Raw genomic sequence first — 23,983 nt, forward strand, 5'->3', positions numbered from 1 at the left:
CTACGTCCCCAGAACCCGGTCGGTGCCCTCCAGCGACGCCAGGGCCTCCGGCCGGGTCGGGCCGGCGAGGAGTCCTCACCGGCCCGGTGTCCGCGGCGGGCGGGTCGCGGGTTCCCCGCTCACCTCACCGCCGCTGTCCTCACCGTCGCCGGGACACCCGGCGTGCGGTCCGCCTGGCCGTGCGGCGTGCCACCCTGCGCGTTCCGAACATGTCTGCCTCCTCGCTGTGATTCCCACTGTCGATGACCGGTCGGTGTCGGTCCGTCACCCGCCGTTCCCGCCGCGAGCGGTCTCGAGGGCGTGGAGCCGCTGCGCCTCCTCGGGGGTGTGCAGGCCGATGGCGACCAGGTCCAGCGGGCTGACGAACCCGTCGCCGATCCGGTAGCCGCCCGCGCGCAGCATCGCGTCCCGCAGCGGCACCGCCCAGTGGTGCTCGATCAGCAGCAGGGCGGCGGCGGTGCCGTTCGGGATGTCGTCGAGCACGTGCCAGGCGTCCTCGCTTTCGAGGAACACGTGCACGCCCTCGGCGGTGACCTCCGCGCCGGCGATCGCCCCGGCCGCCATGCCCTCCTCGCCCTCGATGCCCAGGCCGATGAGCGCGCCGATCCTGCTGCCGAACTCGATCGCCTCCGCCTGGGTCAGATTGCTGAGGTGCGTCACTTCCAGCGCGCCGTCCTCGTCCTTGTGGACGGCCAGGGCGTCGATCACCCGCACGGTGTCGCTCGCGCGCAACCGCTCCAGCTCGGCGATGATCTCGCCGTGAAACCTCGGGTGGTCGAAGCCCAGCACGATGAGTTGCACGGGTCCGAAGGCCATGTACGGGCTCCTCACGCTCGGGGCCGGCGCTCGGCCGACTCTCGTGCCAGCACCGTGACACCTCGCCGGCCGGCGGACATCACCCGCCACGGATGAGCATGCCGATTCACGGGCGCGCCGATTCACGAGTGCGCCGATTCACGAGTGCGCCGCGCCGGCACCGGGCGCCGGCGGGGCCGGAGGCGCCGTCCCGGCGTCTGGGCCCACCTTCGCCTCCGCGGCACGGCGGGCTAGCAGCGTCACTCCGACCTCGTACGCCGCCAGGACGACCAGGATCACGAGGAAGGCCGTCCAGGACGCGAACGGCAGCGCGACGAGTGCCGCCACGACGACGCCCGCGACCCGCAGCGCGTCCGGACGGCGGGCGACCTGCTCCCGGAACCGGGCGACCTGCTCTCCGAACCGCCGGCTCCGAGCGGCCGACCAGGCCGCGCGGGACCCCGAGACGGCGTGCCGGCGCAGGGCCACCGGCACCCTGCCGGGGCCCGCCAGGTACAAGACGGCGGCCAGCGCGACACCCAGCCACAGCAGCAGGTCGCCGCGGTCGCGCAGCGTCCTGAAGATGTCGTGCACCGCCACGGACGCCGCCTCCCGGTAGAGGCCCTCGGGCACACGTTCCAGGAGCCGGTCGCTGACCGCCCGCAGCACTGCCGACAGCACCACCACGCTGCCGGCGACGGCCACGCCGAACTGCAGCAGCGTCCGCCTGCGTCCGGGCGAGACGACCAGCGCAAGCGCGAGGCAGGCCAGCGTGCCGATCACGAGCAGGACGATGCCGCGCTTGAACAGCAGCGCCGCGTCCTGGAAGCCGGTCAGGTCGCCGTCACGGTAGACGGTGATCTGCCCGAAGTCGGCGGGGAGTGTCACGCCGAGCGCGGTCGCCACCTTCTGCCGCAGGTCGGCGGGGACCTCACCGGACGAGAGGGCAGGCAGCTGAAGCTCCTTGCCGAACAGCGTCGGCAGCTCCTTCGAGACGGTGCTGAGCACATCGTTGATGACCGGCAGCAGGTTCAGCGTCACGGTCCCGTTCTGGACGTTGACCGTCTCGCTCCTGCCCTCCACGATCGCCACGAGCTGGGCGTGCGCGAACCGGTTCGCCTGCCGCCACAGCGCCGCGAACTGCTCGGTGCCCATGTAGTTCCGCACCCGGTCTCGCAGGTGGTCGTGGACGGCGTTCGTCACGGGCCCGGCCAGGAAGGCGGCCCGTGGCGGCAGCGCCTCGGCAAGCCGTCCTCGCACGTTCAGGTGGGTGAAGACCTGGTCCGTGAGATAGGTCGCCATGGCGGCGTTGATCTCGGGGTTCTCGGGCAGCGGCGCCACCGTGGCGACCCACCGGTCGGTCTCCAGCGTGGTGCGCGCACCCCAGACACCGATCACCGACGCCACGAGGCCGAAGCCGGCGAGGGCCATCAGCAGGGCGGCGACGGCCCGCCGCGTTCCCAGCAGGTTCGGGTGTGCGCGCACCTGCGCCGCCGCGCCCGGCGGCCGCGCTGCGAGCCGGGCCCGCAGATCGGCTACCTCCGCCCGCAGCCTGCGCAGTTCCTCCGCACCGTCGGGGCCGGTCGCATGCTCGTCCCCGCCGGTCGCATGCTCGTCGCCGCCGGTCGCATGCTCGTCGCCGCCGGTCGCATGCTCGTCCCCGCCGTCCGCGTGCTCGACGTCGCTCATCGCCGGCCTCCAGACCGAAGAGCCTCCCCGCATCCTCGACCAAGGCGGCGCCCGCTCTCATCACCCTTCACGGGTGACAGCGCCTCTTCAGCCGCCTTCCGCGTGGCGAAACCGCCCCCGGCGGAACTCAAGTGCGGGCGCTCAGAGGAGGGACAGCTGGTGGGCTCGGCGGACCGCCTCGGCTCTGCGGGTTACCGCGAGTTTGCGGTTGATGCTCTTCAGATGCGTCTTGACCGTGTTCACGGACACGAAAAGATTCGCGGCGATCTCTTGCGTGGTCATCAGTTGCGCCACGGATCGCAGCACTTCCAGTTCTCGCGGGCTGAGTTGCTCCACCGGTGCCGCTCCGTCCTCGTCCGGGGAGGCCACCGTTTCGGTTTTCACCGCTAGTCCCAACGGCTCCAGGAGCGGGTGATAGGCGTGCAGCATCTTGGGATCATGGTGCAGGACGGGGAGCAGCCAGCTTCGCGACATCGCGAAGGGTCGTCTGATCTCCTCGCGCCGGGCCAGGCTGAGGGCCCGGTCCAGGGAGCGGCGGCCTTGGCGACGGTCACCGTTCCGGTAGGACAGGCATGCATCGAGCAGCCAGGCGTCCACGCGCACGTCCAGCGGCGTCTTGGCGGTGGATTGGCGCAGTGCGTCCCTGAGTGTCGCGGACGCGGTGTCGTACTCGCCCAAGCGCACATCAACGCGTGCCAGTGCGAGAACCGATTCGAGGGCTGCGCGGTCACCGGCCCGTTTGGCGTCCAGGCGTGCGGCTTCGATGTCACCGCAGGCCACGTTGGCTTCGGCGGCGGTGAGGGCCAGTCTGCGTTCGAGCCAGCCGGGTCGCGGGGTGATCTCATTGGCTGCTCGCAGGTCGTCCAAGGCGTGCTCGGGTCGGCCCTGGCACAGGTTGGTCCGGGCTTTCACCAGGTAGTAGACGGCGTTCGACAGCGGACCCTCGTGGCCGGACGGCGTCCGCGCCACCTGGCCCAGCTGGTTGCGGGCCTCTTGGAGGCGCCACCGTTCCACGTCGGCCCAGGTATGCGCCAGAAGGGCCGCCGCTATCGCGCCGCCGTCCGGCGGCCCTGGTACGTCGGGGAGCCGGCGGGCGCGGTCCGCCAGGTCGGCGGCGCGTGCGGCGTTGCCGAGCAGGGCCTCGGTGAGCGCCAGGTCGCCGAGGCAGCGCTTCTTCGGCAAGTCTCCGCCCGCCTGCTCGGCCGCGGTCAGTGCCGCGCCGAAATGGCGTGCCGCCTGGTGCAGTTCTCCGTGCCAGACGTGGGCGGCGCCTCGTCCGGACAGAGCAAGCGCCCGCAACTCGGGACGGTCGTCGAGCAGCCGGCCGGGAGCCTGCTGAAGCAGGGCCGCTTCGCCGGACGCGTCGGCCAGGTCGGCAAACCCAGCTGTTCCAGGGCGCCAGAGTTCGACGGCCGCCAGGCACATCCGCGCCGACCGGGCCGCGGACGGCGACGACCGGCGCAGAACACTCTTGGCGTGCCGCAGCGCAGCCGCGCGGGACGGCTCGTCCCGGCGCCGCGCCGCCACCGCGGCGGCCACGATCGCCGGTTCCGGCCCGTCCCCGGTGAAGATCGCCGTGTCCGGTATCCCGTCGAGGAGGCCGAGCAGCGGGTCATGCGGTCGCAGGCCGAGGACGTGTCCGATCGCCAGCCGGTCGACGACCATCCGCGACGCGTACTGCCAGTCGTCCGCCTGGACGGCCTGGCGCACGGCGTCGGGCAACAGCCCCGACCGCTCGAACCACGCCGCCGCCCGCCGATGCAGCAGCGGGACCATGTCCGGTGATTCGTGCCGGAGGATCAGCCGCAGCGCCTTGCCGAACATGGAGTGGTAGCGGAACCAGCCCTGGCCGAGCGGCACGACGAACGCGTTCTGCCGGACCATGTCCGGGAAGGCCCGGCCCGCCTCGCCGGCGAGCTCGCCCGCCAGCTCGGTGTTGACGCGCTCGGCGACGCTCGTCGACAGCAGCAGCCACCGCGTGTCGGGCGGCTGGGCGTCCACGACCTCCTCCATCAGGTAGCCGACGATGGCCTGGTCGTCGCCGGCGAACCGCGCGGCGAACTCCTCGGGATCGGGGTGGCGCTCCATCGACATCGCGGCGAGCCTGATAGCCGCCGGCCAGCCGCCCGTCCGCGCGCGGAGCGCCCGCTGGGACGCGGGTGTCAGCCGGACGCCGTGCTGGGCCAGGACCTCGGCGATCTCGTCGTCGGCGAAGGCCAGGTCGTCGGCGCGGATCTCGGTAAGTTGGCCTGCGAGCCGGTGGCGGTGCAGCGGCAGCGGCGAATCGCTGCGGGAGAGGACGACCGCCCGGAACCACGGACCCGCGTGCCGCAGCAGGTGGCTCACCACATTCGCGGGCGCCGAGCCGGGCCTCGCCGGGAAATCGTCCACCACGACCGCGATGGGAGCGGCGGCGTTCAGCAGGGCCGCCGTGATCGCCTCGAGCATCTCCTCGTCGCGGACGTCGGCGCGGGCCGACTCTCGTCCGATGGAGGCGACGTCGATTCCGGCCCGGGTCAGGCTGTCGCCCAGGGCGAGGCAGAACCCGCGGACGGTCGCCGTCGAGTCATCGCAGGCGACCCAGCAGGCGTCCGGCCGCGCCTCTCCTGTCCCGGCCGCGGCTCCCGTCCCGGCTGCGGCTCCCGATGCGGTCGCCGCCCACGCCAGCGCCGTGATGGTCTTGCCCGCCCCCGGCGGCCCGGTGATCAAGGTCAGCGGCTCCCCGACCGCCTCGCTCAACCGCTCGGACAGCCGGGGGCGCGCAACGGCCCAGCCGGGCAGATGCGGCAAAGAGCCGGCAGGTTCGGGCCCCTTCGCCGTCGCCTCCGGCGACGGCCTCGCCGGCGCCGGCCCCTTGGGCGGCGCTTTCGAATCCTTTGGTGATGCTTTCGCAGAAGTCCCCGTCGCACTCATTTGGCTCATCCCCCGACAGGGGGCAGCATCGCGCTGTTTCCGCGACACCCGTCCCGGAAAAATCCCCCCATATCTCCCTTACCCTCCATTTCATCGTCAGAACTGCACCGGGCACCGGGCAGCCGCGCATTGCGCCCGCTCTGAAAGTGCCGTTCACCGGGGGTTGGCGGCGTCGGTGGGCGTCGTGACCAGGACGGCTGCCATCGGCTGAGGACCGCACTGCCCCGATGAGCAGGTCCGGGAGCCATTGCAGTGTGTGCGAACCTTTGTCGTCGCATTGCCGGAACATTGCGCGACGGCGACGGCGTCCCCGTCGCCCGTGCGTAGATTCATGATCAGGCAGGGTGGGCGCGGCAATTGTCGCCGGCCCGCCTCACCTTGTTCAGGTGATGCCGTCCGGCCACGGCACGGCACAGCATCTGTAGGAGGCATCGCTCTCTGGCACCGCTGCCGATGGCCGTGGTCCGCGCTGGAGAAGCACAGCGTTGATCGGAGCGAAACTTGGACCTCCAAATACTTCCGCTGGCCGTCACCATGATGGTGGGACCCCAGATCATGTCCGCCATCATTCTGGTGACCGCCGGGCATGCCGTACGGGCTTCCCTGGCCTTCCTCGTGGGCGTGACCGCCGCCGCGACAGCCGGGGTGTGCGTCAGCCGCGGCGTCTTCGCCCTGCTGGGGAACCACGTATCGCTGGGCGATCCGTCCAGCAGGGGATCGGCGGGGACCATCATCCAGGTCGTGCTCGTCGCGCTTCTGCTCGCCGCCGCGGTGAAGAGCTACGCCAAGCGGGAGACGGCCAAGCCGCCCAAGTGGCTCGGGACGCTGATGGAGGCGAGCCCGCGCAAGGCGTTCACGATCGGCGCTCTGATGATCCTGCTGATGCCCTCGGACATCATGGTCATGCTGACGGTGGGGGCTCATCTGGAGCAGCGGGATCTGGACCTGGCCGCGGCCCTGCCGTTCATCGCCGCCACCGTCCTGATCGCGGCGTTGCCGCTCCTGACGCTGCTGCTCTTCCGCAAGCGCATGAACCGGGCCATGCCGATAGTCCGGGAATGGATGAACACCCACAGCTGGGTGGTCAACATCGCCGCCTACGTGATCTTCATTCTGCTCATCCTGTGACCGCGCCGCCGTGCCCCCGTGGCGAGCAGCCGGCCACCGGGGACGGAGCCGGGACCGGCTCGTCACCCGAACCGGTCCCGGAACCGGCTCAGCCCCAAGTCTCGGCTGCGGCCTGCCTTGAATACCTCGCCAAGGCCCAGATCACCGCGACGTCCAGAGCGATGATCACGATGGACCACACCGGGTAGTACGGCAGGAACATGAAGTTGGCGACGGCGCTCAGCACCGCCAGCGCGATGCCGACGACACGCGCCCAGGCCCGCCCGGTGAACACGGCGATCCCGGCCGCGATCACGATGATCCCGAGCACCAGGTGGATCCAGCCCCAGGCCGTCACGTCCCATTCGAAGACGTAGTCGCCGCGGATCACGTACAGGTCGTCATCGACGATCGCGGCGATCCCCGTGATCGCGCCGAACAGCCCGGCCATGATCATCATGCAGCCGGCGAAGACGGCCAACCCGACCGCCCAGCCGCTCACCGGCCCGCGGCCCGCGTCGACCTGCGGATGCGCTCTCTGGGTCATGTCGACCCTCCCCCGGTTCGAAGGTGCAGATGCGCCTCATCGTCCGGCAGGGCGGCGGCGTCCAGATCACCCCCGGCGGATGAGTTCACACCGCGGTGCCCTCGCGCGGCGATCACCAGCCGTCCCCGGTCGGCCCGACGTTCACCCGCCAGGGATGATGCGGGTTCCCGTGCCGGCGCGGTGTGCTCGTACCAAGGACCACACCCGGCTCCATCAAGTTCAGGTGCGGAGCCGGCGAGCAAAGGGGGACGTCATGACCTCAGCGCCATCGGGAGCGTTCGGGCCGGCAAGCCCGCGGACATCGGGCGGCGGGGTCACGATGCGGCTGGCGACCGGCGCCTGGGGCGTCGGCGCAGCCGCCGGGATTCTCGCGGCACTGCTCGGCCTGGCCATCGTGACCTGGCCGGACGCCACCATCCGCGTCGTGGCCTTCCTCTTCGGCCTCAACCTGGTGCTCCACGGCGTGTACCAGATCGTGCAGGCCATCGCCGCGGACGAGGCGGGCGGGGCCGCCCGCGTCCTGTTCACCCTGCTGGGCGTGCTGTCGCTGGCCGTCGGCGTGCTCGTCATGCGCGACCCGCTCCAGACCGTTGAGATCCTGGCCCTCCTCTTCGGCCTGTTCTGGCTGGTCACCGGCACGATCGGACTCGTCACCGCGCTGACGGAACCGGCTCCGCGGGGACGCGGCGGGACGGCCCTCCTGGCGGGCCTGGCCATATTCGCGGGACTCCTGCTGCTGCTCTGGCCCGGGATCACCCTGACCGCGCTCACCTGGATCGCCGGCTTGTGGCTCATCACCTGGGGGCTGGTGACCACGGCCCTGGCCCTGTGGATCTGGCACGCCGGCAACCGAGAAGCGAGCGCGAACCGATGACCGATCCACCGACCAGCCCCGGCTACGAGATCCGGATCAGGGGACGCGTCAGCGACACGTTCCAGCACGCGTTCGAGGACCTCAACGTCCGCGTGAACCCCGTCGAGACAGTCGTCTGGAGCCCCGAACTCGACCAGGGCGCCCTGTACGGCGTCCTGGAGACGATCGAGTCCCTGGGTCTCGAACTCGTCGAGGTACGCCGCCTCCCCTCCGCCCCCGCGCCCAACCGCCTGAACCCGTCCAACAGGTAACCCCGGGAACCGGACACTCTCCTACGTCCACTCCCGGACGCGCGCATCAGCTGTTCAGCCTGCTCCGACCCTGGCCGCGTCAGTGGCTCGTGGTGTTCTCATGAACGCGCGGGGCCGGGCTCGCCGGTCGCGCCGGCTCGGTGCTCCTGACCAGCCACAGGCCCGTGAACACGGCTGTGGCCACGGTGACGGCGCCGGCCACGACGAAGGCGCTGTTGAGCCCCTCCTCGAAGGAGGCGCCACCGGACTCCCGGGTGCGGACGACGGCTCCGAGCACCGCCACGCCGAGGACCGCGCCGATCTGCCGGGTGGTGCTGCTGACGCCCGACGCCAGGCCGCCCTCCTGCGGGCTGACCGACTGGATGGCGGCGCCGGTCAGCGGGGAGATGGCCAGGGCGAAACCGATGCCGGCGACGGCCAGCCGCCACAACACGTTCGCATAGCCGGTGTCGGCGTGCACGAAACCCAGGGCCAGCAGTCCCAGCCCGGCCAGCGTCAGGCCGATGGTGACCATGATCCGGAAGCCGTACCGGGCGGCGAATCCGCCCGCGAACGGGCTGATGACGAGCATCGCGAACGTGGCGGGCAAGGTCTGCATCCCGGCTCGCAGGATCGAGCTGCCCTGGACGTGGACGAAGAACTGGGAGAAGAAGAACGACGAGCCCATGAGCGCGAAACCGACCACGATCATCGCCGTGTTGGAGACCGTGAACAGCCGTTGCCGAAAGAGCCGCAACGGCAGCATCGGTGCCGGAACCCGCTTTTCGATGACCACGAAGACGGCGAGGATCACGGCCGCGGCGGCGAAGCTGCTCAGGATCAAAGGCGAGGTCCAGCCACGGGAGCCGCCCTCGATCAGCCCGTAGGTGAGCGCCCCCACACCCAGGACGGACAGGACCGTTCCCGGGACGTCGATCGCCGGCGCGCTCGGGTTGCGGGACTCGTCCAGAACGCGCAGGCCGGCGACCAGCAGGACCGCGCCGATGGGCACGTTGACGAGGAAGATGGCGGGCCAGCCGAAGGCCTCCACCAGCACGCCGCCGGCCACTGGTCCGGCGGCCAGGCCGATTCCGCTGAATCCGGCCCACAGCCCGATCGCCCTGACCCGCTCCTGCGGAACCGGATACGCGGCGGCGAGCAGGGTCAGCGAGGCGGGGCTCAGCGCCGCGGCCCCGATGCCCTGCAGCATCCGCCCGACGATCAGCCAGCCGATCGAGGGCGCGGCGGAGCACAGGACGGACGCGGCGGTGAACACCACGACGCCGACCAGGAACATTTTCTTGCGGCCGAAGCGGTCGGCGAAGACGCCGCCGGACAGCAACAGCATGGCGACCAGCAGCACATAGGCGTTGACGATCCATTGCAGCCCGGTCAACTGGGTGTGCAGCCGCTCCTGCATGTCGGGCAGTGCCGCACTGACGATCGTGTTGTCGAGCAGCACCATGAACTGCCCCAGGCAGGTCACCGTGAGCAACGCCGCCCGGTTCGGCACGGCCACCGGCGGTGCAGCCTTCATCGTTCCCCCTAAAAGCAGTTTGATACTGCTTTAGGAAGCTACACAGCAAGCCCCGTAAACGCAACTGCGGCCTGCACTAAGGTGGGGTCATGGAGGAGCGAGTACCGGTCCGGCGGCCCGGTGGGCGCAGCGCCCGCGTCCGGGCGGCGGTGCACCAGGCCGTCACGGACCTGATCGGCGAGCGCGGCTACGGCGAATTCACGGTCGGTGACGTCGCGGCCCGCGCGGGCGTGGCCGATACCAGCGTCTACCGCCGGTGGGGCACCCTGGAGGCCCTGCTCACCGATGTGGCACTCACGCGCCTGAACGCGCAGTCGCCAATGCCCGACACCGGAAGCCTGGCCGGTGACCTGCACGCCTACGCGGCCCAGGTGGCGCGCGAGATCACGGGACCCGACGGCCTGGCCGTGCTGCGCCTGACCGTCGCCCTGTCGAACAGGGGCGAACGGGGCCTGCGGGCGCGCGACGACTTTCTCGCTGAACGCACCCGGTTCGTGCAGGCCATGCTCGACCGCGCCGGCGAACGCGGCGAGCGTCCACCCGACGTGCTGGACGTGCTCGACCACGTCATGGCCCCGATGTACATCCGCGTCCTGTTCGGCGCGGGCCCGCTCACCCCGGACTACATCGCCGGGCTGGTCGACCGGTTGCTGGGGCCGGCCTGATCTGCCTTTGGACAGCGACGCCGATCGTCCGGGCGGCGCATACCTCCCCGATCCACGGCGCCGCGCGCCGCACCACCCAGGCGACCCGCCGAGGCGTTCGAGTCATGCCGTCTTCAGCGCCCAGATCACAGAGGACGCTGGAGGGCGAGTGCGGACTGAGCGAAGGCCCCGCTGCCGTGGACGCCCCAACTGGGTGTGGACCGCTCTGATACAGGTGCGATGCCTCGGCCTGGCTTACCGGGCGGGCGGGGTGAGGCGGTGATGGTGCGCGTTGGTTTCCAGGAGGGCGGCCTGTTCGCCGCGGAGACGGGTCATTTTTCGGCGAGGACGATGACGCGGTCTTCGGCGGAGAGGGTCAGCGGTGCGGCCTTGTCGGGGTTGAGGACTACGCCGTAGGCGGGCGGGGTGTGGAACGAGGTCCGGAGCCGGTAGCCGAGCGCGGTCTCGCCGCGGCGGCGGGCGGCCTCGGTGACGGTGGCGAAGTTGGCGGCGGCGCCGGGCCGCAGGTAGTCGGACGCGGGCTTGAGGTAGATCTCCGAGCCACTGGGGTCGAGCAGGTCGGCGAAGACGTGGAACAGGTGCCGGTTCTCGCTGAGCTGGGTGAGCATCAAGCTGATCAGCTTGTCGCTGACCACGAAGTCATCGGTCTTGGTGACCTGCGCGATCTCGCGGTTGGCGTCGTCGTTGATCTCACTGACGATCGAGTAGGGGTCGCCGAGCTCGTCTTCCATGTCGCGCAGGTGCAGCAGGGCGACGAGGGTGCGAGCGTCGGCGTGCTCGGGGTCCTGGTCCTGGTCTGCCAGGACGATGACGTGCTTGTAGGAGCCGACGTCTAGGGCTTCCAGCTGGGTGCGGTCGGTGCTGTCGCAGGTGGTGTGACCGATGGTGAGGTTGGTCAGGGGCGGGAGGGCGTCGCGCGGGTCCTCGCTCAGGGCGGCTATGTCGAGGACGGAGCCGGGTTCGACGTAGTCGTCCAGCAGGTGGATGATCTTGGGGGCGCGGTGGTTCCAGCCGATGAGCAGCGTCCGTTCGGGACGGCGCGGCCGCGGCGCGGCGGTGGTGATCGCCCCGTCGACGATGGACGGCCGGGCGCCTCGGGCCAGGCGGATGAGCAGGTCGTCCTCGGCGAGGATGACGATCTCGTCGTCGGCGGTGATGACGGTGTCCATGGGCGGGTTCATCGACACGGTGCCGTCGGCGTGCCAGAGGCCGACCGGGATGCCCAGGTCGTAGGCGTCCAGGGCCTGGCCGTAGGTGGTGCCGGTCAGGGACGGTTCGGGGCGGATGTAGAACTCGTGGCCTTCGAAGTCCAGCAGGTCGGTGTAGACGGTGGACAGGCCGGACTGGCGGTGCGACTGGACGATGAGCCGGATGGCGACGTCGTCGGCGTCGATGACGCGGGCGAGCGGGCCGCCGGCCAGCCGCGCCGCGGGCAGGCTGGCGGTGTTGTGCACCGCGCCGACCACGTGCGGGCGGCGGTCGCCCCAGGAGCGGGCGCCGAGCGCCAGCAGGACCTTGATCACATGGGTGTCCGGGTCGTCGACCGGTGGCGAGATCACCATGATGGAGCGGGCCGTGTCCGGACCGACCAGGCTCAGGTCGGCGACTTTGAGCGGGTTGCCGCGGCGGCAGACCACGCGGGTGCGGCCGGTGTCGCCGACGCGGGCGCGGATGGCGTCCTCCATCTCGACCTTGTCGCGGTCGGCCAGGATCGCCACGCAGGAGCGGCGCTCGCTCTGGTTGGCCTCGGCGAGTTCGGCGATCACGGTGAAGACCTGTTCCGACCAGCCGAGCAGGACGGTGTGGTCGTGTTCGACGATGCGGGACCGGCCCTTGCGCAGCTCGGTGATCCGGTTCTCCAGCCCGGTGGTGAGCACGCCGATCAGCGTGCTGACGATGAAGATCCCGCCGATCGTGGACGTGAACATCAGCGCGAGGTAGGGACCGCCGCCCTCCTCGTCCATGCCCCCGGCGTCGAGCGTGCGCAGCAGGCTGCGCCACAGCACGCCCGGCCAGTGCCCGTTGTCGTCGGCGTCGCGCGGCGCAATCAAGATCGTCAGCGAGGCGACGACCAGGACCAGCGCCGCGGAGGCCAGCCCCAGCCAGCCGATCAGCGCCGGCGTGCCCCGCGACATCGTGGTGTCGAACCAGTACTGGAGCCGGTCGCGCCACCTGACTCGTGGGCCGGTGGCCCGCCTCACTCGATCACCCTTGCTCATCGAGGATCACCCGGCACCGACCGGAATCGCGAATCCATCTACCGCGAATCCGCGCTCCTGTGCCATGCCTGCCCCTCGTGCCGCCGTTCCGAATCGTCCGGGCATCAAATGCCCATGGCCATTCTTTCAAAAATTCGCGCAATTGAGCGATTGTGTAGCCCGGTCGCGACAGAACCGTCCCGATGACGGTGGCGCGTCCCCGTCTCGCCTTGATCGGACGTTCAGGGAGCTGGCTGGAGGTGTTAGTCAGCGAGGGTTTGTGGTTTCGAGTTGTCGGGCTCGGTGCTGTGACGGCTGGTCGTCTTGGTCCAGTCCAGGTTGCCGCGGATGTATTGGCCGAGTCCGGTGATGTACTGGGCGACGCGAGGGTCGCAGTCGCGGCGTAGTTCGCGCTGGGACAGTTCAAGGAACGTCCGGGTCTCCCGGGTGTGCATCTCAGCGGCCAGGTCGAGTGCTTGCTGGTCGCTGATCCCGCGTTCCTCGGCCAGCACGGAGATGAGGTTGACGGCACCGGGTCGGCGCAGTTCGCGTGGGCCGGACAGTTCGCGTGGGCCGGACAGGATGTCTTCGGTCCACGCGATCACGCGGCCGGCCGTGCCGGCGATGCGTTGCAACTGGGGGTCGCTGAACAGATTGCCGGGCAACGGGCTGAGGCCGGTCATCTCGGTGACGACGAAGCAAGCGGAACGCCGCAATATCGATGACTCGCGGAGGGAGATCAACTCGTCCACCGATGGCATGACGTTGTGGCTGCGGTAGATCGCTTCGCAGCCGAGGGCCATGAAGTACTCCTCGATGCCCGCGCGCAATCGCAGTACCTGTTCGGCGGGGACCAGCCAGGCCCACCGCAGGGCCAGGTCCCGCAGCGCCGCGTGGTACTTGATCTCGTCCGCGGGGATGCCTGGGGGCAGTTCGCGGGGATCACGCAGGATCCGGCTGGACCTGGTGATGGCGCGGGCGTAGTCGATCTGCCGGTGCGGCACGGCGGCGCGTCCGGTGTACTCCTCGTCGATCAGGCGCAAGCAGATGATCAGGTCGCAGCCGAAGGTGACGAAGTCGAGCGGGCCGCGCGGGTAGACACGGGAGCTCAGCGCGCCGAATCGGCGGGCGCGAGCGTCGCCTGCCTCGCCGGGACCGGTGATGAACCCGAAGCGGGTCATCCAGTCGATGGCGTGCTCCTCGACCTCCGCGGCCCGCGGATGGACGGCGGGCGCGATCGGGCACCACAGGTCCGGGACGCGCAGCTCGTCCAACGGCGGGAGATTCGCGGCGGACTCGGCGACGGACTCGGCGACGCCACGCGGCTTCGGCTTGGACGGGGGCGACGCCCAGCCCATGACGGCGTCAACGCCCTCGAAGCGTTCCCTGAGCAGTGCCGCGGCATCGTTGCCCGCGAGCGCCGCCGCGGCGGAGATCCCGGAGGTGCAGCCGGACTCGTGGAAACCGTCACCGTGGTAGGCGCCCGCGAAGGCGAGCACGTCGTCCGACAGGGCGGGTAGCCGGCCTTGGGCCGCGGCGAACCGAGTGGTGATGGCCGGATGGTGGTAGACCTCCCGGGCCAGCGCGCGAGCCGAGCTCACCCCGATGACGGGGGTGTAGGTCACCCAGTACGACCTGGACGAGGTCTGGCGGCGCAGCTTGTTCATGTTCAGGTGTGCGCTGACAGATGGCAGGTGCGGGTTGGCGCACGACACCTGGATGGTCAGCGCGGTGCGGCATGGCTTGTTCGGCAGCATGCCTTCATCGGCGTGCAGCACCGCCTCCGTCGGCGTGTACTCGAACGCGCCAAGGACGGACTCCTGCTCCGCGGTGGGGTCGGTGAGCATCGCCAGCGCCTGTGGCGCGTGCACCGCGATCACCGCCTTGTCGAAGTGGTGGAGGTCCCCGGCCGCGTCCCGGACGGCGACCCCGCCGGCGGTGCGGCTGACGGCCCGCACCGGTGTCGAGGTCTTCACGGCGGTCAGGCCGGCGGCGATGCGCTCGATGTAGATCGCGCTGCCCTCGGACACCACCTGCCAGGACCGGAACGAATCGGGGCCGCCCAGCAGCCCGTACCGGTCCAGCACGCTGGACAGGAGCCCGATCGGAACGTTCCTGATGTCGCAGAAGAGCCATCCCCAGAGCCGCGCGTACACGAAATGCCCGGCGAAGTAGCTGGAGAACCTTTCCTGCAGCAGGAACCGCTCGATCGTCGTGTCCGGCCTGTTGCGGCTCGCGTCCCGCAGTTGCGGGACGAGCCGCTCGGCGTCCTCGGCGCACCGGTTCCACACGCGCTCGCTGACGCCGGGCGGACGCTCCGGAAGCCCGCACAACTCGAAAGGGTCGTCGCTGGGGTGGGAGAAACGGCAGTCGACGCACACCACCTCTGTCGACACGTCCGTCGGCCGGGTCGTGACCCGCAGTTCCCTCAGCAGCCTGGTGAAGTTCGGGCAGTGCGCGGCGTCGAAGACCCCGAACGCCATCTCCGCGGGCGAGCCGGCTTCGGGACGCCTGGAGTCGACATGACCGCCCAGGCGGGAATCCGCCTCGAAAACGGTGACGTCGAAATGGTCGCGCAACAGATACGCCGCGGTCATGCCCGACACCCCGGAACCGATGACTGCGACGCTCTTTCTCACTATTCACCATTCCTTCCGACCGTTATCGGAAGTGATTGGCGCAGGCGGGGCGGCGTATGAGCGGGAGGGTTTCAGGCCTGCGAGGTTGCGGATGCTCGATGTCGGCGGCCGGTCAGGCGCCGGAGCCCGTGCCGCGCCGCACGGACTCCGGCCCGTTCCTTCATCGCTGCCCGAAGATGGCGGTGCCGGGCGCGTTGATGTCGGTGCTGCCGAACACGTCCCGGACGGACGCGGCGAAGGTGTCCTCGTCGACGGTGCCGTTGACGTTGATCGTGTCGAACGCCGTGTGGGCGATCTCGGCGGACAGGCCGCAGGACTGGTACATCCGGGTGAAGGCGTCGCGGTCGATGCGCCCCTCGTCGCCGGTGTCGACGGCGCGGACGAATGCGCGCGCGAGGGCGGTGATGACGGCGTCGAGGTAGTGGGGGTCGGCCAGCGCGCCCTCGACGATCGCCGCGGTGAACTCGGCACGGGTGATACGGCCGTCGCCGTCGGCGTCGGCGGCCACGCGGAGCTGGTCCCACCAGGCCATGAAGCCGTTGTTGAGGTCGTTCGCCTTGGGCGATTCGGGGTCGAGGGCGAAGGCGTCGCAGGCCCCTTCGCCCAGGAGCTCGAAGTCGCGCCGTTCGATGACGCCGTTGCCGTCGGTGTCGAAGAGGCCGAACATCGTGGCGATGTTCTTTTCTTGGATCGTCGGTTCCATCGCCGTTCCTTTCTGGGGTGGTCGTGGGGTGGGCATGCCGAAGAGGTTCGCGGCGAAGAGCGCGCGGAACCGGTCGTGGTCGATCGGGTCCGGTTCGCCGGCCAGGAATTGCCGTCCCTGGCCGGGGGCGAGGTTGAGCACGTCCAGGACGCGGTCGCACTGCGCGCCGGTGAGCGCGCCCGAGGGGGCGATCGCCTGGAGGATCTGGGCGAGGACCGCGTCGACGGTCTCCTGGTAGTGGGCGGGGTGGTCGAGCACGCCGGTGAGCATCGCGTCGGTGTACTCCTCGGGGGTGACGCGCTGGTCCTCGTCGAAGTCGGCGGCCACGCGCAGGCGGTGCCACCACAGGGCGATCGCCTCGGTGAGGAGGCGGGGGGCTTTGCGGCCGTCCGGCCGGAAAAGCGCGTCCTCGATGCGCTGGGAGAGCAGTTTGAAGTCCCGACGGGTGATGGTGCCGCTGTCGTCGAGGTCGTAGAGGGCGAAGGTGGCAGCGATCTTCTCCCGGGGAGCGGTGGACGCCGTGCGGGGCTGGGGCGCCGCCGTCGTCGGGGCCTCCAGCGGGGGGTGGGGCGGGCCGCCCTCGCGGATGCCGATCGCCGCGTGCAGGGTGCGCAGAGGGCCGGGCGCCCACCACAGCGACCGGCGGCCGAGGCGCACGATCGCCGGGAGGAGCAGCCCGCGGACGACGGTGGCGTCGATCAGGACGGCGAGCCCCAGGCCGAATCCCATCGCCTTGGCGAAGGCGCTTCCGGCGGTCATGAAGGCGAAGAACACGATGGCCATGAGCAGCGCGGCGGCGGTGACCACGCGGCCGACCCGTTCAAGCCCGATCGCGGCGGCGTCGGTGGTGCGTCCGGTCCGCTCGTATTCCTCTTTGATCCGGGAGAGCAGGAAGACCTGGTAGTCCATGGCGAGCCCGAACGCCATGGCGAACATCAGCAGCGGGATGGTCCAGGCGATCTCGCCGGTGACGACGAAGCCGCCCAGGAGTTCGCGCAGGTGCCCGTCCTGGAAGATCCAGACCAGCGCGCCGAAGGTCGCGGTCAGGCTGAGGGCGGTCAGGACCAGGCCGACCAGCGGCATGACGACGCTGCCGGTCAGCAGGAACAGCAGGACGAACAGCACGATGGCCAGCAGGGCCGCGGCCAGTGGCAGGGTGTCGCTCAGCGCGTCGAGCGTGTCGACCGCCTCGGCAGGGGCGCCGCCGACCATGACCGGGAACGGCGCCGGCGTTGACCTGATCTGCCGGACCAGGTCTCTGGCCTGGGCGGAGTCGGTTCCGGCGGCGGGAGTGACCGTCACGTAGGCGGCGTCACCCCGCACGAATCCCGTCGAAGCCGGAGTGGGCGGTGCGGCCAGAGCCCCCTTGGAGTAGGTGCCGGTGACCGCGTCCACCCGGGCGACGGTGGGGAGGCGCGACAGGGTCGTGGCGTAGGCGGGGAGCGCGGCGGCCCGGCCGCCGGTGTTCTGCGAAACCACCTGCAGTGCGTCTTGTTCGAGCGCGCCGAATTCGTGCCGGATCGTCTGCGCCACCTGGGCCGCGGAGGTGTCGGCGGGGAGCGCGGCTTCGTCCATCATGCCGAGCCGGGCACCGGTGAACGGAAGCCCCAACGCCAGCAGTGCCGGGATCGTGACGGCGGCCACGGCCACCGGGTGCCGCATGACCAGCAGCGCCAGGCCGTGCCAGCGGCCCAGCTCGACCTCGCGTTCCCGGCGCGGCCGGATCAGCCGCCAGCGCTCGATCCGGGGGCCGAGCAACCGAAGCAGCGCGGGCGTGACCAGCACCGAGACGGCGGCCGCCGAAACCGCGGTCGCCACGCTGGCCACCGCGATCGACCGCAGCAGCTGGAAGGGGAACACCGTCAGGACCCCGATCGCCAGCGCCACCGTCAGGGCCGAGAAGACGACCGTCCGGCCCGCCGTCTGGATCGTGGTGCGCAGAGCCTGGTCGCGGTCGGTCCCGCGCTTCAGCTCCTCGCGGTAGCGGCTGACGATGAGCAGGTTGTAGTCGATCGCCAGGCCGAGGCTCAGCATGGAGACCACGTTGACCGCGGGGGCCGACACGTCGGTGAGGTGTGACAGCGACCAGAGCGTCAGCAGCCCGGTCAGCAGCACGACGATGCTGACCGACAGCGGCAGCAGGGCCGCCACGACGCTCCCGAACACCAGAACCAGGACCAGCAGGACGAACGGGAGGGTGATCCCCTCGGCGATCTTGGCGTCGTGTTCGGTGGTCTCGTTGAACTGGTTGAGGACCGCGACCGGACCGCCCACGCTGACCCTCAGCCCGTCCCGCTCTCCGGAGTAGCGCGGGATCAGGCTGTGCACCCGGTGATCGGCCTCGCTCTCGCCACCGGTGATCCGTGCCGTCACCAGTGCCTTGTCGCCGTCGGTGCTGCGCAGCGCCTGCGGGCGTCCCAGCGTCCAGTACGAGGCCACCTCGCTCAGGCCGGGTTCCGCGGCCAGCCGCCGGGTCAGCGCCGTTCCCGCCCGCGCGGCGCCCGGGTCGTCCACGCCCTCCTTCGCGGTGACCAGCAGGACCAGATTGCCCGGCTCGCGGCCGAGCTCCGAGCGCAGCGCGTCGGCCGCCCTGGTCGCCTCGCTGCGCGGCGCCTCGGTGCCGCCCACCGACAACCGGTCGAACACCCCGACGCCGAACACCGCCGCGACGACCGCCACCACGGCCGCCGCGACCAGCACGTGCCAGGGCCGCCGCAGCGCCAGCGGAACCCGGTTCCCCGACATCTTCTCCTCCCTCGCTGCGCGGTGAACGCCCACTCCGGGACGACGAGGCCGCCGTGCGCCAGCCCCGTCGATCCGAGATCCGGCCGAGGCCCACAACGGCCCGTCGCCGCCCGTCCTCGCGGAACGCGTCATGGACCTGGGCATCGCCGGTGTCCCTTCAGGCGTGTGCTGAAGGGACACGGTGCGGCGCGTCCGAGGCTTCACACAGCACGAGCTCCGCCAGACCTGCGAGGGCAACGTGGAGCGCGCCTGGAATCGTGCGTACTACCGCCTTCCTACTGCGACCGTAGAAAGCCGACATCATTACTACTAGTGTCGGGAAAGTAACTAAAAGTGGCGAACGGTTATGTAAGGACAACGAAGCGGGAACCGTCCGGGGAGACGGACGTCCACGTCAACCGCCACCGCGCGGCGCCAAGGCTCCGTTCGAGGCGGCCCGGCGGCTCGATCCGGCTCAGTCCAACAGCGGGGCCCACCGACCGGCGGATCAGCGCGGGTCCCGTTCGGTCAGGCGAAGTGCGAGCCCGTGCGGCTCCATATGCAGCCGGGGCCGTGGGCGTACCGGAGTCGGGCAGGGCTGCAGGCGCCAGGACCGAGTGACGTGGGCGAGCGACAGCGTCAGGTCCATGAAGGCGAGCTCGTAGGCGATGCATTGGGACTCGCCGGCCCCGAACGGCAGGAAGCCCCTGGTCCGGTGCGGGTCGCGTCCGTCCCACCTGTGCGGATCGAAGTTCTCCGGGGTGGGGAACAGGTCGGGCCGGTGGTGCAGCACGTAGGGGCTGAGCAGCACCTGCGCCCCGGACGGGATGCGCAGGGAGCCGATGGTGGTGTCGGTGACGGTCACCCGCGGGAAGATCCAGCTGGGGGCGCGGCGCCGCAGAACCTCGGCGACCACGTTTCGGGTGAGGGGCAGCCGGTCCATCATCTCGGCGGCCGTACAGTCGTCGTCGGTTTCGGCTGCGGCTTGTGCCTCGTGGGCGACGTCGGCGTCCAGCGCGGCGTCCTGGGAGAGCTGATGCAGAGCCCAGGCATGCCCGACGGCCGTTGCGGTGATTCCACCGAGCAGCACGGTCATCGCCGTGTCGCGCACTTCTTTGTCGGTGAGCCGGTCGCCTTCGAGGGACGTGGTGAACATCGACATCAGGTCGCCGTGGTCGATGCCGTCCTGGCGGTAGGCGGCGATCTCCTCGTCCAGGAAGCGCAGCAGCCTGGCTTCGCTCTTGCGGTAGCGGCGGTTGCGGCCGGTGGGCAGGCTGTTGAGGCCGGGGGCGATCATCCGCAGGATGGTCTGGTGGTTCACGAAGTCGGTGACGGCCTGCCGCAAGCCGTCGACCTGTGGACCGAGATCGCGGCGGCAGAACATGGTCGCCAAGTTGGAGCGGGTGGCCAGCGAGCGCATTTCCGGCAGCACATCCAGGACCTGTCCATCGCGCCAGGTCGAGGTGCATGCGTGAAGCTGGTCCTGGATGGTGCGGGCATAGCCGGTCATCCGGTCGGGCCGGAAGGCCGGCTGGCCGAGGCGGCGGAGCCGTTTGTGCTGAGCCAAGGGGCAGGTGGCCATGCCGTCGCCGACGATGGACCGCATGTTCTCGTAGAACGTGCCCCCTTTGTCGAAGGCACGGTCGGAGTTGCGGAGCACCTGCTGAGCCGCTTCCGGCGAGCACACGATGTAGGTCGGCGTCCGGCCGAATCGCACCTCCACCACCTCGCCGAGGTGCGGCAGTGACGCCAGCAGGCCCAGCGGGTCGGTGAGCAGGGGCTTGAGGTGGCCGAGCAACGGCTGGGCGCCCGGCGCCACGGGCGGCATGCCGACACGTTCCGGCAGCTTCCCTGCCCGCGATGTCATGGATCCAGAGCTAGCAGCCCGCCCGCACCCGCGGAACGCCCGGTTAGCCGAACCGCCCATCCCGGTAAGCAAGCCCGCACGCGCACGTCCGAGAGAGCGTGAACGAACCCGTCCGGAAGTCACAGGTTCGTTACTGACCGTGTTGGGGTGACTTCATAGGGAAATTAGACGGTTTGACATATCTCGTTGGTGCCCGCTTCGCCGATCATGAGCGCAGTCGGAGATGCGTGGTCCTCCCCGGAACGAGAGAAGGAGTTCCGAGGTGCCGCAGCCGTTCTCCCTGCCGACCTTCTACACCCCCCGCCCGGCTCGGTTGAACCCCGGTCTGGAGGCCGCTCGGGCGCACACCGGGCAGTGGGCCCGCGAGATCGGGATCATCGGCGCGCCCAGGGACGAGGGCGTGCCCGAGGTGTGGAGCGAGGCGGCGTTCGACGCGATGGACTACGGGCTGCTGTGCGCCTTCACCCACCCCGACGCGCCCGGGCCCGAGCTCGACCTGGTGACCGACTGGTACGCATGGGTGTTCTACTTCGACGACCACTTCCTGGAGGTCTTCAAACGCCCCCGCGACATCGACGGTGCGCGGCGTCATCTGGCCCGGTTGCCGGCGTTCATGCCGTCATACCCCGCCGGAACGTCCCCCGAGCCGATCAACCCGGTCGAGCGGGGACTGGCCGATCTGTGGGCGCGCACCGCGCCGGGCACGCCCGCCGACTGGCGCGAACGGTTCATCGCCAGCACCCTGGACCTGCTGGACGAGTCGCTGTGGGAACTGGCCAACATCGACACCGGCCGGGTCCCCAATCCGATCGAGTACATCCAGACTCGGCGCAAGGTCGGCGGCGCGCCCTGGTCGGCGGGCCTGGTCGAGCATGCCTTGGGCGCTCCGGTCCCCGGGCGGGTGGCGGGGACCCGGCCGCTGCGAGTTCTCAAGGACGCCTTCTGCGACGCCGTCCACCTGCGCAACGACGTCTTCTCCTACCGGCGCGAATCCGAGGACGAGGGCGAGATCAACAACGCCGTGCTGGTGTTCCACCGATTTCTGGGCTGCGGCCTCCAGGAGGCCGCCGACCGGGTCAACGACCTGATCACCTCACGCCTGCACCAATTCGAGCACACCGCCCTCGCCGAACTTCCCCTGCTTCTCGAAGAGCAGACCCTGAACGCGGCGGAGCGCGCCGCCGTGGTCGCCTACGTCCAGGGGCTGCAGGACTGGCAGGCCGGAGGCCACGAATGGCACCTGCGCTCCAGCCGCTACGGAAACCAAGCCCCCGCCGGCGGCCGCCCGACCCTGCCGGACGGCCCTGCCGGGGTGGCCGCCCGCGTACCCGCGTCGTCCCTCGGGAAAGCCGCCCGCGAGATCACGCGGCGGGCCAAGACCGCGGCGACGATCGGCCGACGCACACCGCCCTTCGACATCCCCGCCTTCGTCTGGCCGGACGCGGTGCGGCCGAACCCGCACCTGCGGCAGGCCCGCGAGCACCTGAGGGCCTGGCGGCCGAAGGTCGGGATCACCGGACCGGGCGGAGTCTGGAGCGAGGAGTACGCCGAGTCCTGCGACCTGGGCCTGCTCACCGCCCTCACCAACCCCGACCTCACCCTGGACGAGCTCAACCGCGCCGCCGACTGGGACACCTGGGTGTTCGCCGTCGACGACCACATCGCCCACGCCTACGTCAAATCCGGCGACCAGGCGGGCCTGAGGGCCTACGCGCAGCGGTTAAGGGGCTTCATGCCCGTGGACGACCCCCGCACCGGCGACGTCCCGTCCACCGTGCCGCCCAGGGGACCCGCCACCGGGGTGGAACGGGCGCTGGCCGACCTGTGGGCCCGCACCGCGCCCGCCCTGCCCCCGCAGTTCCAGCGCCGGTTGCATGACCTGTGCGCCGCGTTCGTCGAGCGGCACCAGTGGGAGGCCGACAACGTCCTCCACCAGCACGTTCCCGACCCCGTCGACTACATCGAGATGAGACGCGAAACCGCGGCAGGCGACCTCAGCGCCATCCTGCTATTGGTCACCACCGGCCGTGACCTCCCGCGGGCGCTGCACCGCCACCCGGTCATGGTCCGGCTGATCGAAGCCTTCACCGACCAGTACGGGCTGCTCAACGACATTTACTCCTATCCCAAAGAAGTCGAGGTGGAACTGTCGTTCAGCAACGGCGTCTCCACCGTCATGGACTTCCTGGACTGCGACGTGCAGACCGCGGTCGACGTCCTCGGCGAGCTGGCCAACGTCCGGACCCGCCAGTTCCAGCAGATCATCGACCGGGAGATCCCGGCACTCATCGAAGAGCTCCCCGACGAAGCCGCACAAGACCAGCTCCGCGACTACACCACCCGCCTGCGGCAGTGGCTCACGGGTCGGCTCGCCTGGTACCTCGGCGACCCGCCCCACTACCCGCCGACCGGCCGCTACACCATCGACACCGGCTCGGCCCTCATCGCCATCCCCGCCTCACACCACACCCCGCACCGCACCGACGCCCCCGTCCGCCAACCCCCGACCGGCCCGCCGGACCCGGCACTCTAACCGCCCCGCCTACGGCTCACTGACCTGCCGTGCCAACACGGGGTGGAACCGGGAGACCGGCGAGTGCGCACTGCCTCTCAGTCCTACGCCCTGTGGCTCGCCGGTAAGTCGGGCCACCACCACCCTTATGTCACAATATGTGATCAGAAGGCTACATCACGTATGTGATCGTTCGTACAGCCCCTCATACTCCGGCCACCGAGCGTCGATCAGGTGCGGATCAGTGACGGTGCCCGCGATCACACCCGGGGCCGCGGAGTCGGCCCGCATTCCCGCGCTTTTCGGCCACATCGGCCCTGGCCGGGAGCACAAACCAATTACCGGAAAGGAGACGACGGCAATGGCGTCCTCGCTCCAGGAAGAGAACATCAAGGCGGCGTTCGACCTGCTCGACACCGACGGCAACGGCGTCCTCGAACGGCAGGACTTCGACCTCAAGGCCGAAAAGGCACGCAAGGAGTTCGCGCTCGTCGCGGGCTCGCCCAAGCACCGCAATCTCCAGGTCGCCTACACCGCCTGGTGGGAGCGGATCCGGGCGGCCGCCGACGTCAATGAGGACGGCCGCGTCACCCGGGAGGAGTTCGTCACCTCCGTCATCAACGGGATGCTGAGCGACCCGGACTATTTCGACACCACGATCGGCGGGTTCGCGCGGGCGCTCTTCGAGGCCGCCGACGACGCCGGCACCGGCGCCATCGGCCAGGGGCAGTTCGTGCGGATATTCGGCACCGTCGGAATCCCCGCCGACGCGGCTGAAGCGGCCTTCGCCGCCTACGGCGCCAGCACCATCGACCTCGACACCTTCGTCACGGCCGCCCGCGACGCGTACGGCAGCAACGACCCCGACGCCCCCGGCACCGCCACCTTCGGACGACGTTGACCGACCAGGCCGCGCACCCGGCTCCTCCGTGCGCCGGACGGCGGCCGGCTCACCAGGGCTCGCACCGGCCGGTGCGGGGCAC

At 70.4% G+C, this 23,983-nt stretch carries 15 protein-coding genes; 6 read left to right on the forward strand and 9 right to left on the reverse strand.

Translation table 11 applies throughout. The annotated features are described in order from the left end of the window. Positions 1-264: 264 nt before the first annotated feature. From ACH35V_RS19870 to ACH35V_RS19880, 3 genes are all read right to left on the reverse strand, one after another. Positions 265-816, reverse strand: coding sequence for a hypothetical protein (locus ACH35V_RS19870; protein WP_395974194.1), 552 nt, complete (start codon positions 814-816; stop codon positions 265-267). 138 nt (positions 817-954) lie between these two features. Beyond that, complete coding sequence (locus ACH35V_RS19875; RefSeq protein WP_395974196.1) at positions 955-2,484, reverse strand: hypothetical protein; 1,530 nt, start codon at positions 2,482-2,484, stop codon at positions 955-957. Between the two features lie 141 nt (positions 2,485-2,625). Further along, on the reverse strand, positions 2,626-5,274 hold the full coding sequence (locus tag ACH35V_RS19880) for a LuxR C-terminal-related transcriptional regulator (RefSeq protein WP_395974198.1): 2,649 nt from the start codon (positions 5,272-5,274) through the stop codon (positions 2,626-2,628). Between the two features lie 624 nt (positions 5,275-5,898). On the opposite strand from ACH35V_RS19880, the gene ACH35V_RS19885 reads away from it, so the two are divergent. Beyond that, the gene (locus ACH35V_RS19885; protein ID WP_395974200.1) at positions 5,899-6,525 is read left to right on the forward strand and encodes a GAP family protein; all 627 of its coding nucleotides are present in this window, start codon (positions 5,899-5,901) and stop codon (positions 6,523-6,525) included. 88 nt (positions 6,526-6,613) lie between these two features. Here the strand turns inward: ACH35V_RS19885 and ACH35V_RS19890 are convergent, their stop codons facing one another. Next, positions 6,614-7,051, reverse strand: coding sequence for a hypothetical protein (locus ACH35V_RS19890; protein WP_395974202.1), 438 nt, complete (start codon positions 7,049-7,051; stop codon positions 6,614-6,616). Positions 7,052-7,304: 253 nt separating this feature from the next. Between ACH35V_RS19890 and ACH35V_RS19895 the strand changes: the two genes are divergently transcribed. Both ACH35V_RS19895 and ACH35V_RS19900 read left to right on the forward strand, forming a co-directional pair. After that, complete coding sequence (locus tag ACH35V_RS19895; RefSeq protein WP_395974204.1) at positions 7,305-7,925, forward strand: HdeD family acid-resistance protein; 621 nt, start codon at positions 7,305-7,307, stop codon at positions 7,923-7,925. After that, complete coding sequence (locus tag ACH35V_RS19900) at positions 7,922-8,176, forward strand: hypothetical protein (protein ID WP_395974206.1); 255 nt, start codon at positions 7,922-7,924, stop codon at positions 8,174-8,176. Before ACH35V_RS19895 ends, ACH35V_RS19900 begins: the two co-directional genes overlap by 4 nt. 79 nt (positions 8,177-8,255) lie before the next feature. Here the strand turns inward: ACH35V_RS19900 and ACH35V_RS19905 are convergent, their stop codons facing one another. Further along, positions 8,256-9,692, reverse strand: a complete 1,437-nt coding sequence (locus ACH35V_RS19905) for a DHA2 family efflux MFS transporter permease subunit (protein WP_395974208.1) — start codon at positions 9,690-9,692, stop codon at positions 8,256-8,258. Positions 9,693-9,781: 89 nt separating this feature from the next. On the opposite strand from ACH35V_RS19905, the gene ACH35V_RS19910 reads away from it, so the two are divergent. After that, on the forward strand, positions 9,782-10,357 hold the full coding sequence (locus ACH35V_RS19910) for a TetR/AcrR family transcriptional regulator (RefSeq protein WP_395974210.1): 576 nt from the start codon (positions 9,782-9,784) through the stop codon (positions 10,355-10,357). Between the two features lie 311 nt (positions 10,358-10,668). Here the strand turns inward: ACH35V_RS19910 and ACH35V_RS19915 are convergent, their stop codons facing one another. From ACH35V_RS19915 to ACH35V_RS19930, 4 genes are all read right to left on the reverse strand, one after another. Continuing rightward, positions 10,669-12,558 carry a potassium transporter TrkA gene (locus ACH35V_RS19915; protein ID WP_395974212.1) on the reverse strand — a complete coding sequence of 630 codons (1,890 nt, stop codon included), beginning with the start codon at positions 12,556-12,558 and terminating at the stop codon, positions 10,669-10,671. Between the two features lie 260 nt (positions 12,559-12,818). Next, positions 12,819-15,194: an FAD-dependent oxidoreductase gene (locus tag ACH35V_RS19920; protein WP_395974214.1), complete on the reverse strand. Its 2,376-nt coding sequence runs from the start codon at positions 15,192-15,194 to the stop codon at positions 12,819-12,821. Positions 15,195-15,354: 160 nt separating this feature from the next. Beyond that, positions 15,355-18,642 carry an MMPL family transporter gene (locus ACH35V_RS19925; RefSeq protein ID WP_395974216.1) on the reverse strand — a complete coding sequence of 1,096 codons (3,288 nt, stop codon included), beginning with the start codon at positions 18,640-18,642 and terminating at the stop codon, positions 15,355-15,357. A 487-nt stretch (positions 18,643-19,129) separates the two neighbouring features. Then, entirely contained in the window at positions 19,130-20,488 is a 1,359-nt protein-coding gene (locus tag ACH35V_RS19930; RefSeq protein ID WP_395974218.1) for a cytochrome P450, read from the reverse strand. Between the two features lie 262 nt (positions 20,489-20,750). Between ACH35V_RS19930 and ACH35V_RS19935 the strand changes: the two genes are divergently transcribed. Both ACH35V_RS19935 and ACH35V_RS19940 read left to right on the forward strand, forming a co-directional pair. Further along, positions 20,751-23,021 carry a germacradienol/geosmin synthase gene (locus ACH35V_RS19935; RefSeq protein WP_395974220.1) on the forward strand — a complete coding sequence of 757 codons (2,271 nt, stop codon included), beginning with the start codon at positions 20,751-20,753 and terminating at the stop codon, positions 23,019-23,021. A gap of 340 nt (positions 23,022-23,361) precedes the next feature. After that, entirely contained in the window at positions 23,362-23,901 is a 540-nt protein-coding gene (locus ACH35V_RS19940; protein WP_395974222.1) for an EF-hand domain-containing protein, read from the forward strand. Positions 23,902-23,983 lie beyond the last annotated feature (82 nt).

Source organism: Actinomadura sp. 1N219 (assembly GCF_044326405.1).
In the GTDB taxonomy this organism is placed as follows: Bacteria; Actinomycetota; Actinomycetes; order Streptosporangiales; family Streptosporangiaceae; genus Spirillospora.

Coding starts and splice junctions, on each gene's coding strand:
- ACH35V_RS19870 (WP_395974194.1), bottom strand. CDS start 816: ATGGCCTTCGGACCCGTGCAACTCATCGTGCTGGGCTTCGACCACCCG.
- ACH35V_RS19875 (WP_395974196.1), bottom strand. CDS start 2,484: ATGAGCGACGTCGAGCACGCGGACGGCGGGGACGAGCATGCGACCGGC.
- ACH35V_RS19890 (WP_395974202.1), bottom strand. CDS start 7,051: ATGACCCAGAGAGCGCATCCGCAGGTCGACGCGGGCCGCGGGCCGGTG.
- ACH35V_RS19895 (WP_395974204.1), top strand. CDS start 7,305: ATGACCTCAGCGCCATCGGGAGCGTTCGGGCCGGCAAGCCCGCGGACA.
- ACH35V_RS19900 (WP_395974206.1), top strand. CDS start 7,922: ATGACCGATCCACCGACCAGCCCCGGCTACGAGATCCGGATCAGGGGA.
- ACH35V_RS19905 (WP_395974208.1), bottom strand. CDS start 9,692: ATGAAGGCTGCACCGCCGGTGGCCGTGCCGAACCGGGCGGCGTTGCTC.
- ACH35V_RS19910 (WP_395974210.1), top strand. CDS start 9,782: ATGGAGGAGCGAGTACCGGTCCGGCGGCCCGGTGGGCGCAGCGCCCGC.
- ACH35V_RS19925 (WP_395974216.1), bottom strand. CDS start 18,642: ATGTCGGGGAACCGGGTTCCGCTGGCGCTGCGGCGGCCCTGGCACGTG.
- ACH35V_RS19930 (WP_395974218.1), bottom strand. CDS start 20,488: ATGACATCGCGGGCAGGGAAGCTGCCGGAACGTGTCGGCATGCCGCCC.
- ACH35V_RS19940 (WP_395974222.1), top strand. CDS start 23,362: ATGGCGTCCTCGCTCCAGGAAGAGAACATCAAGGCGGCGTTCGACCTG.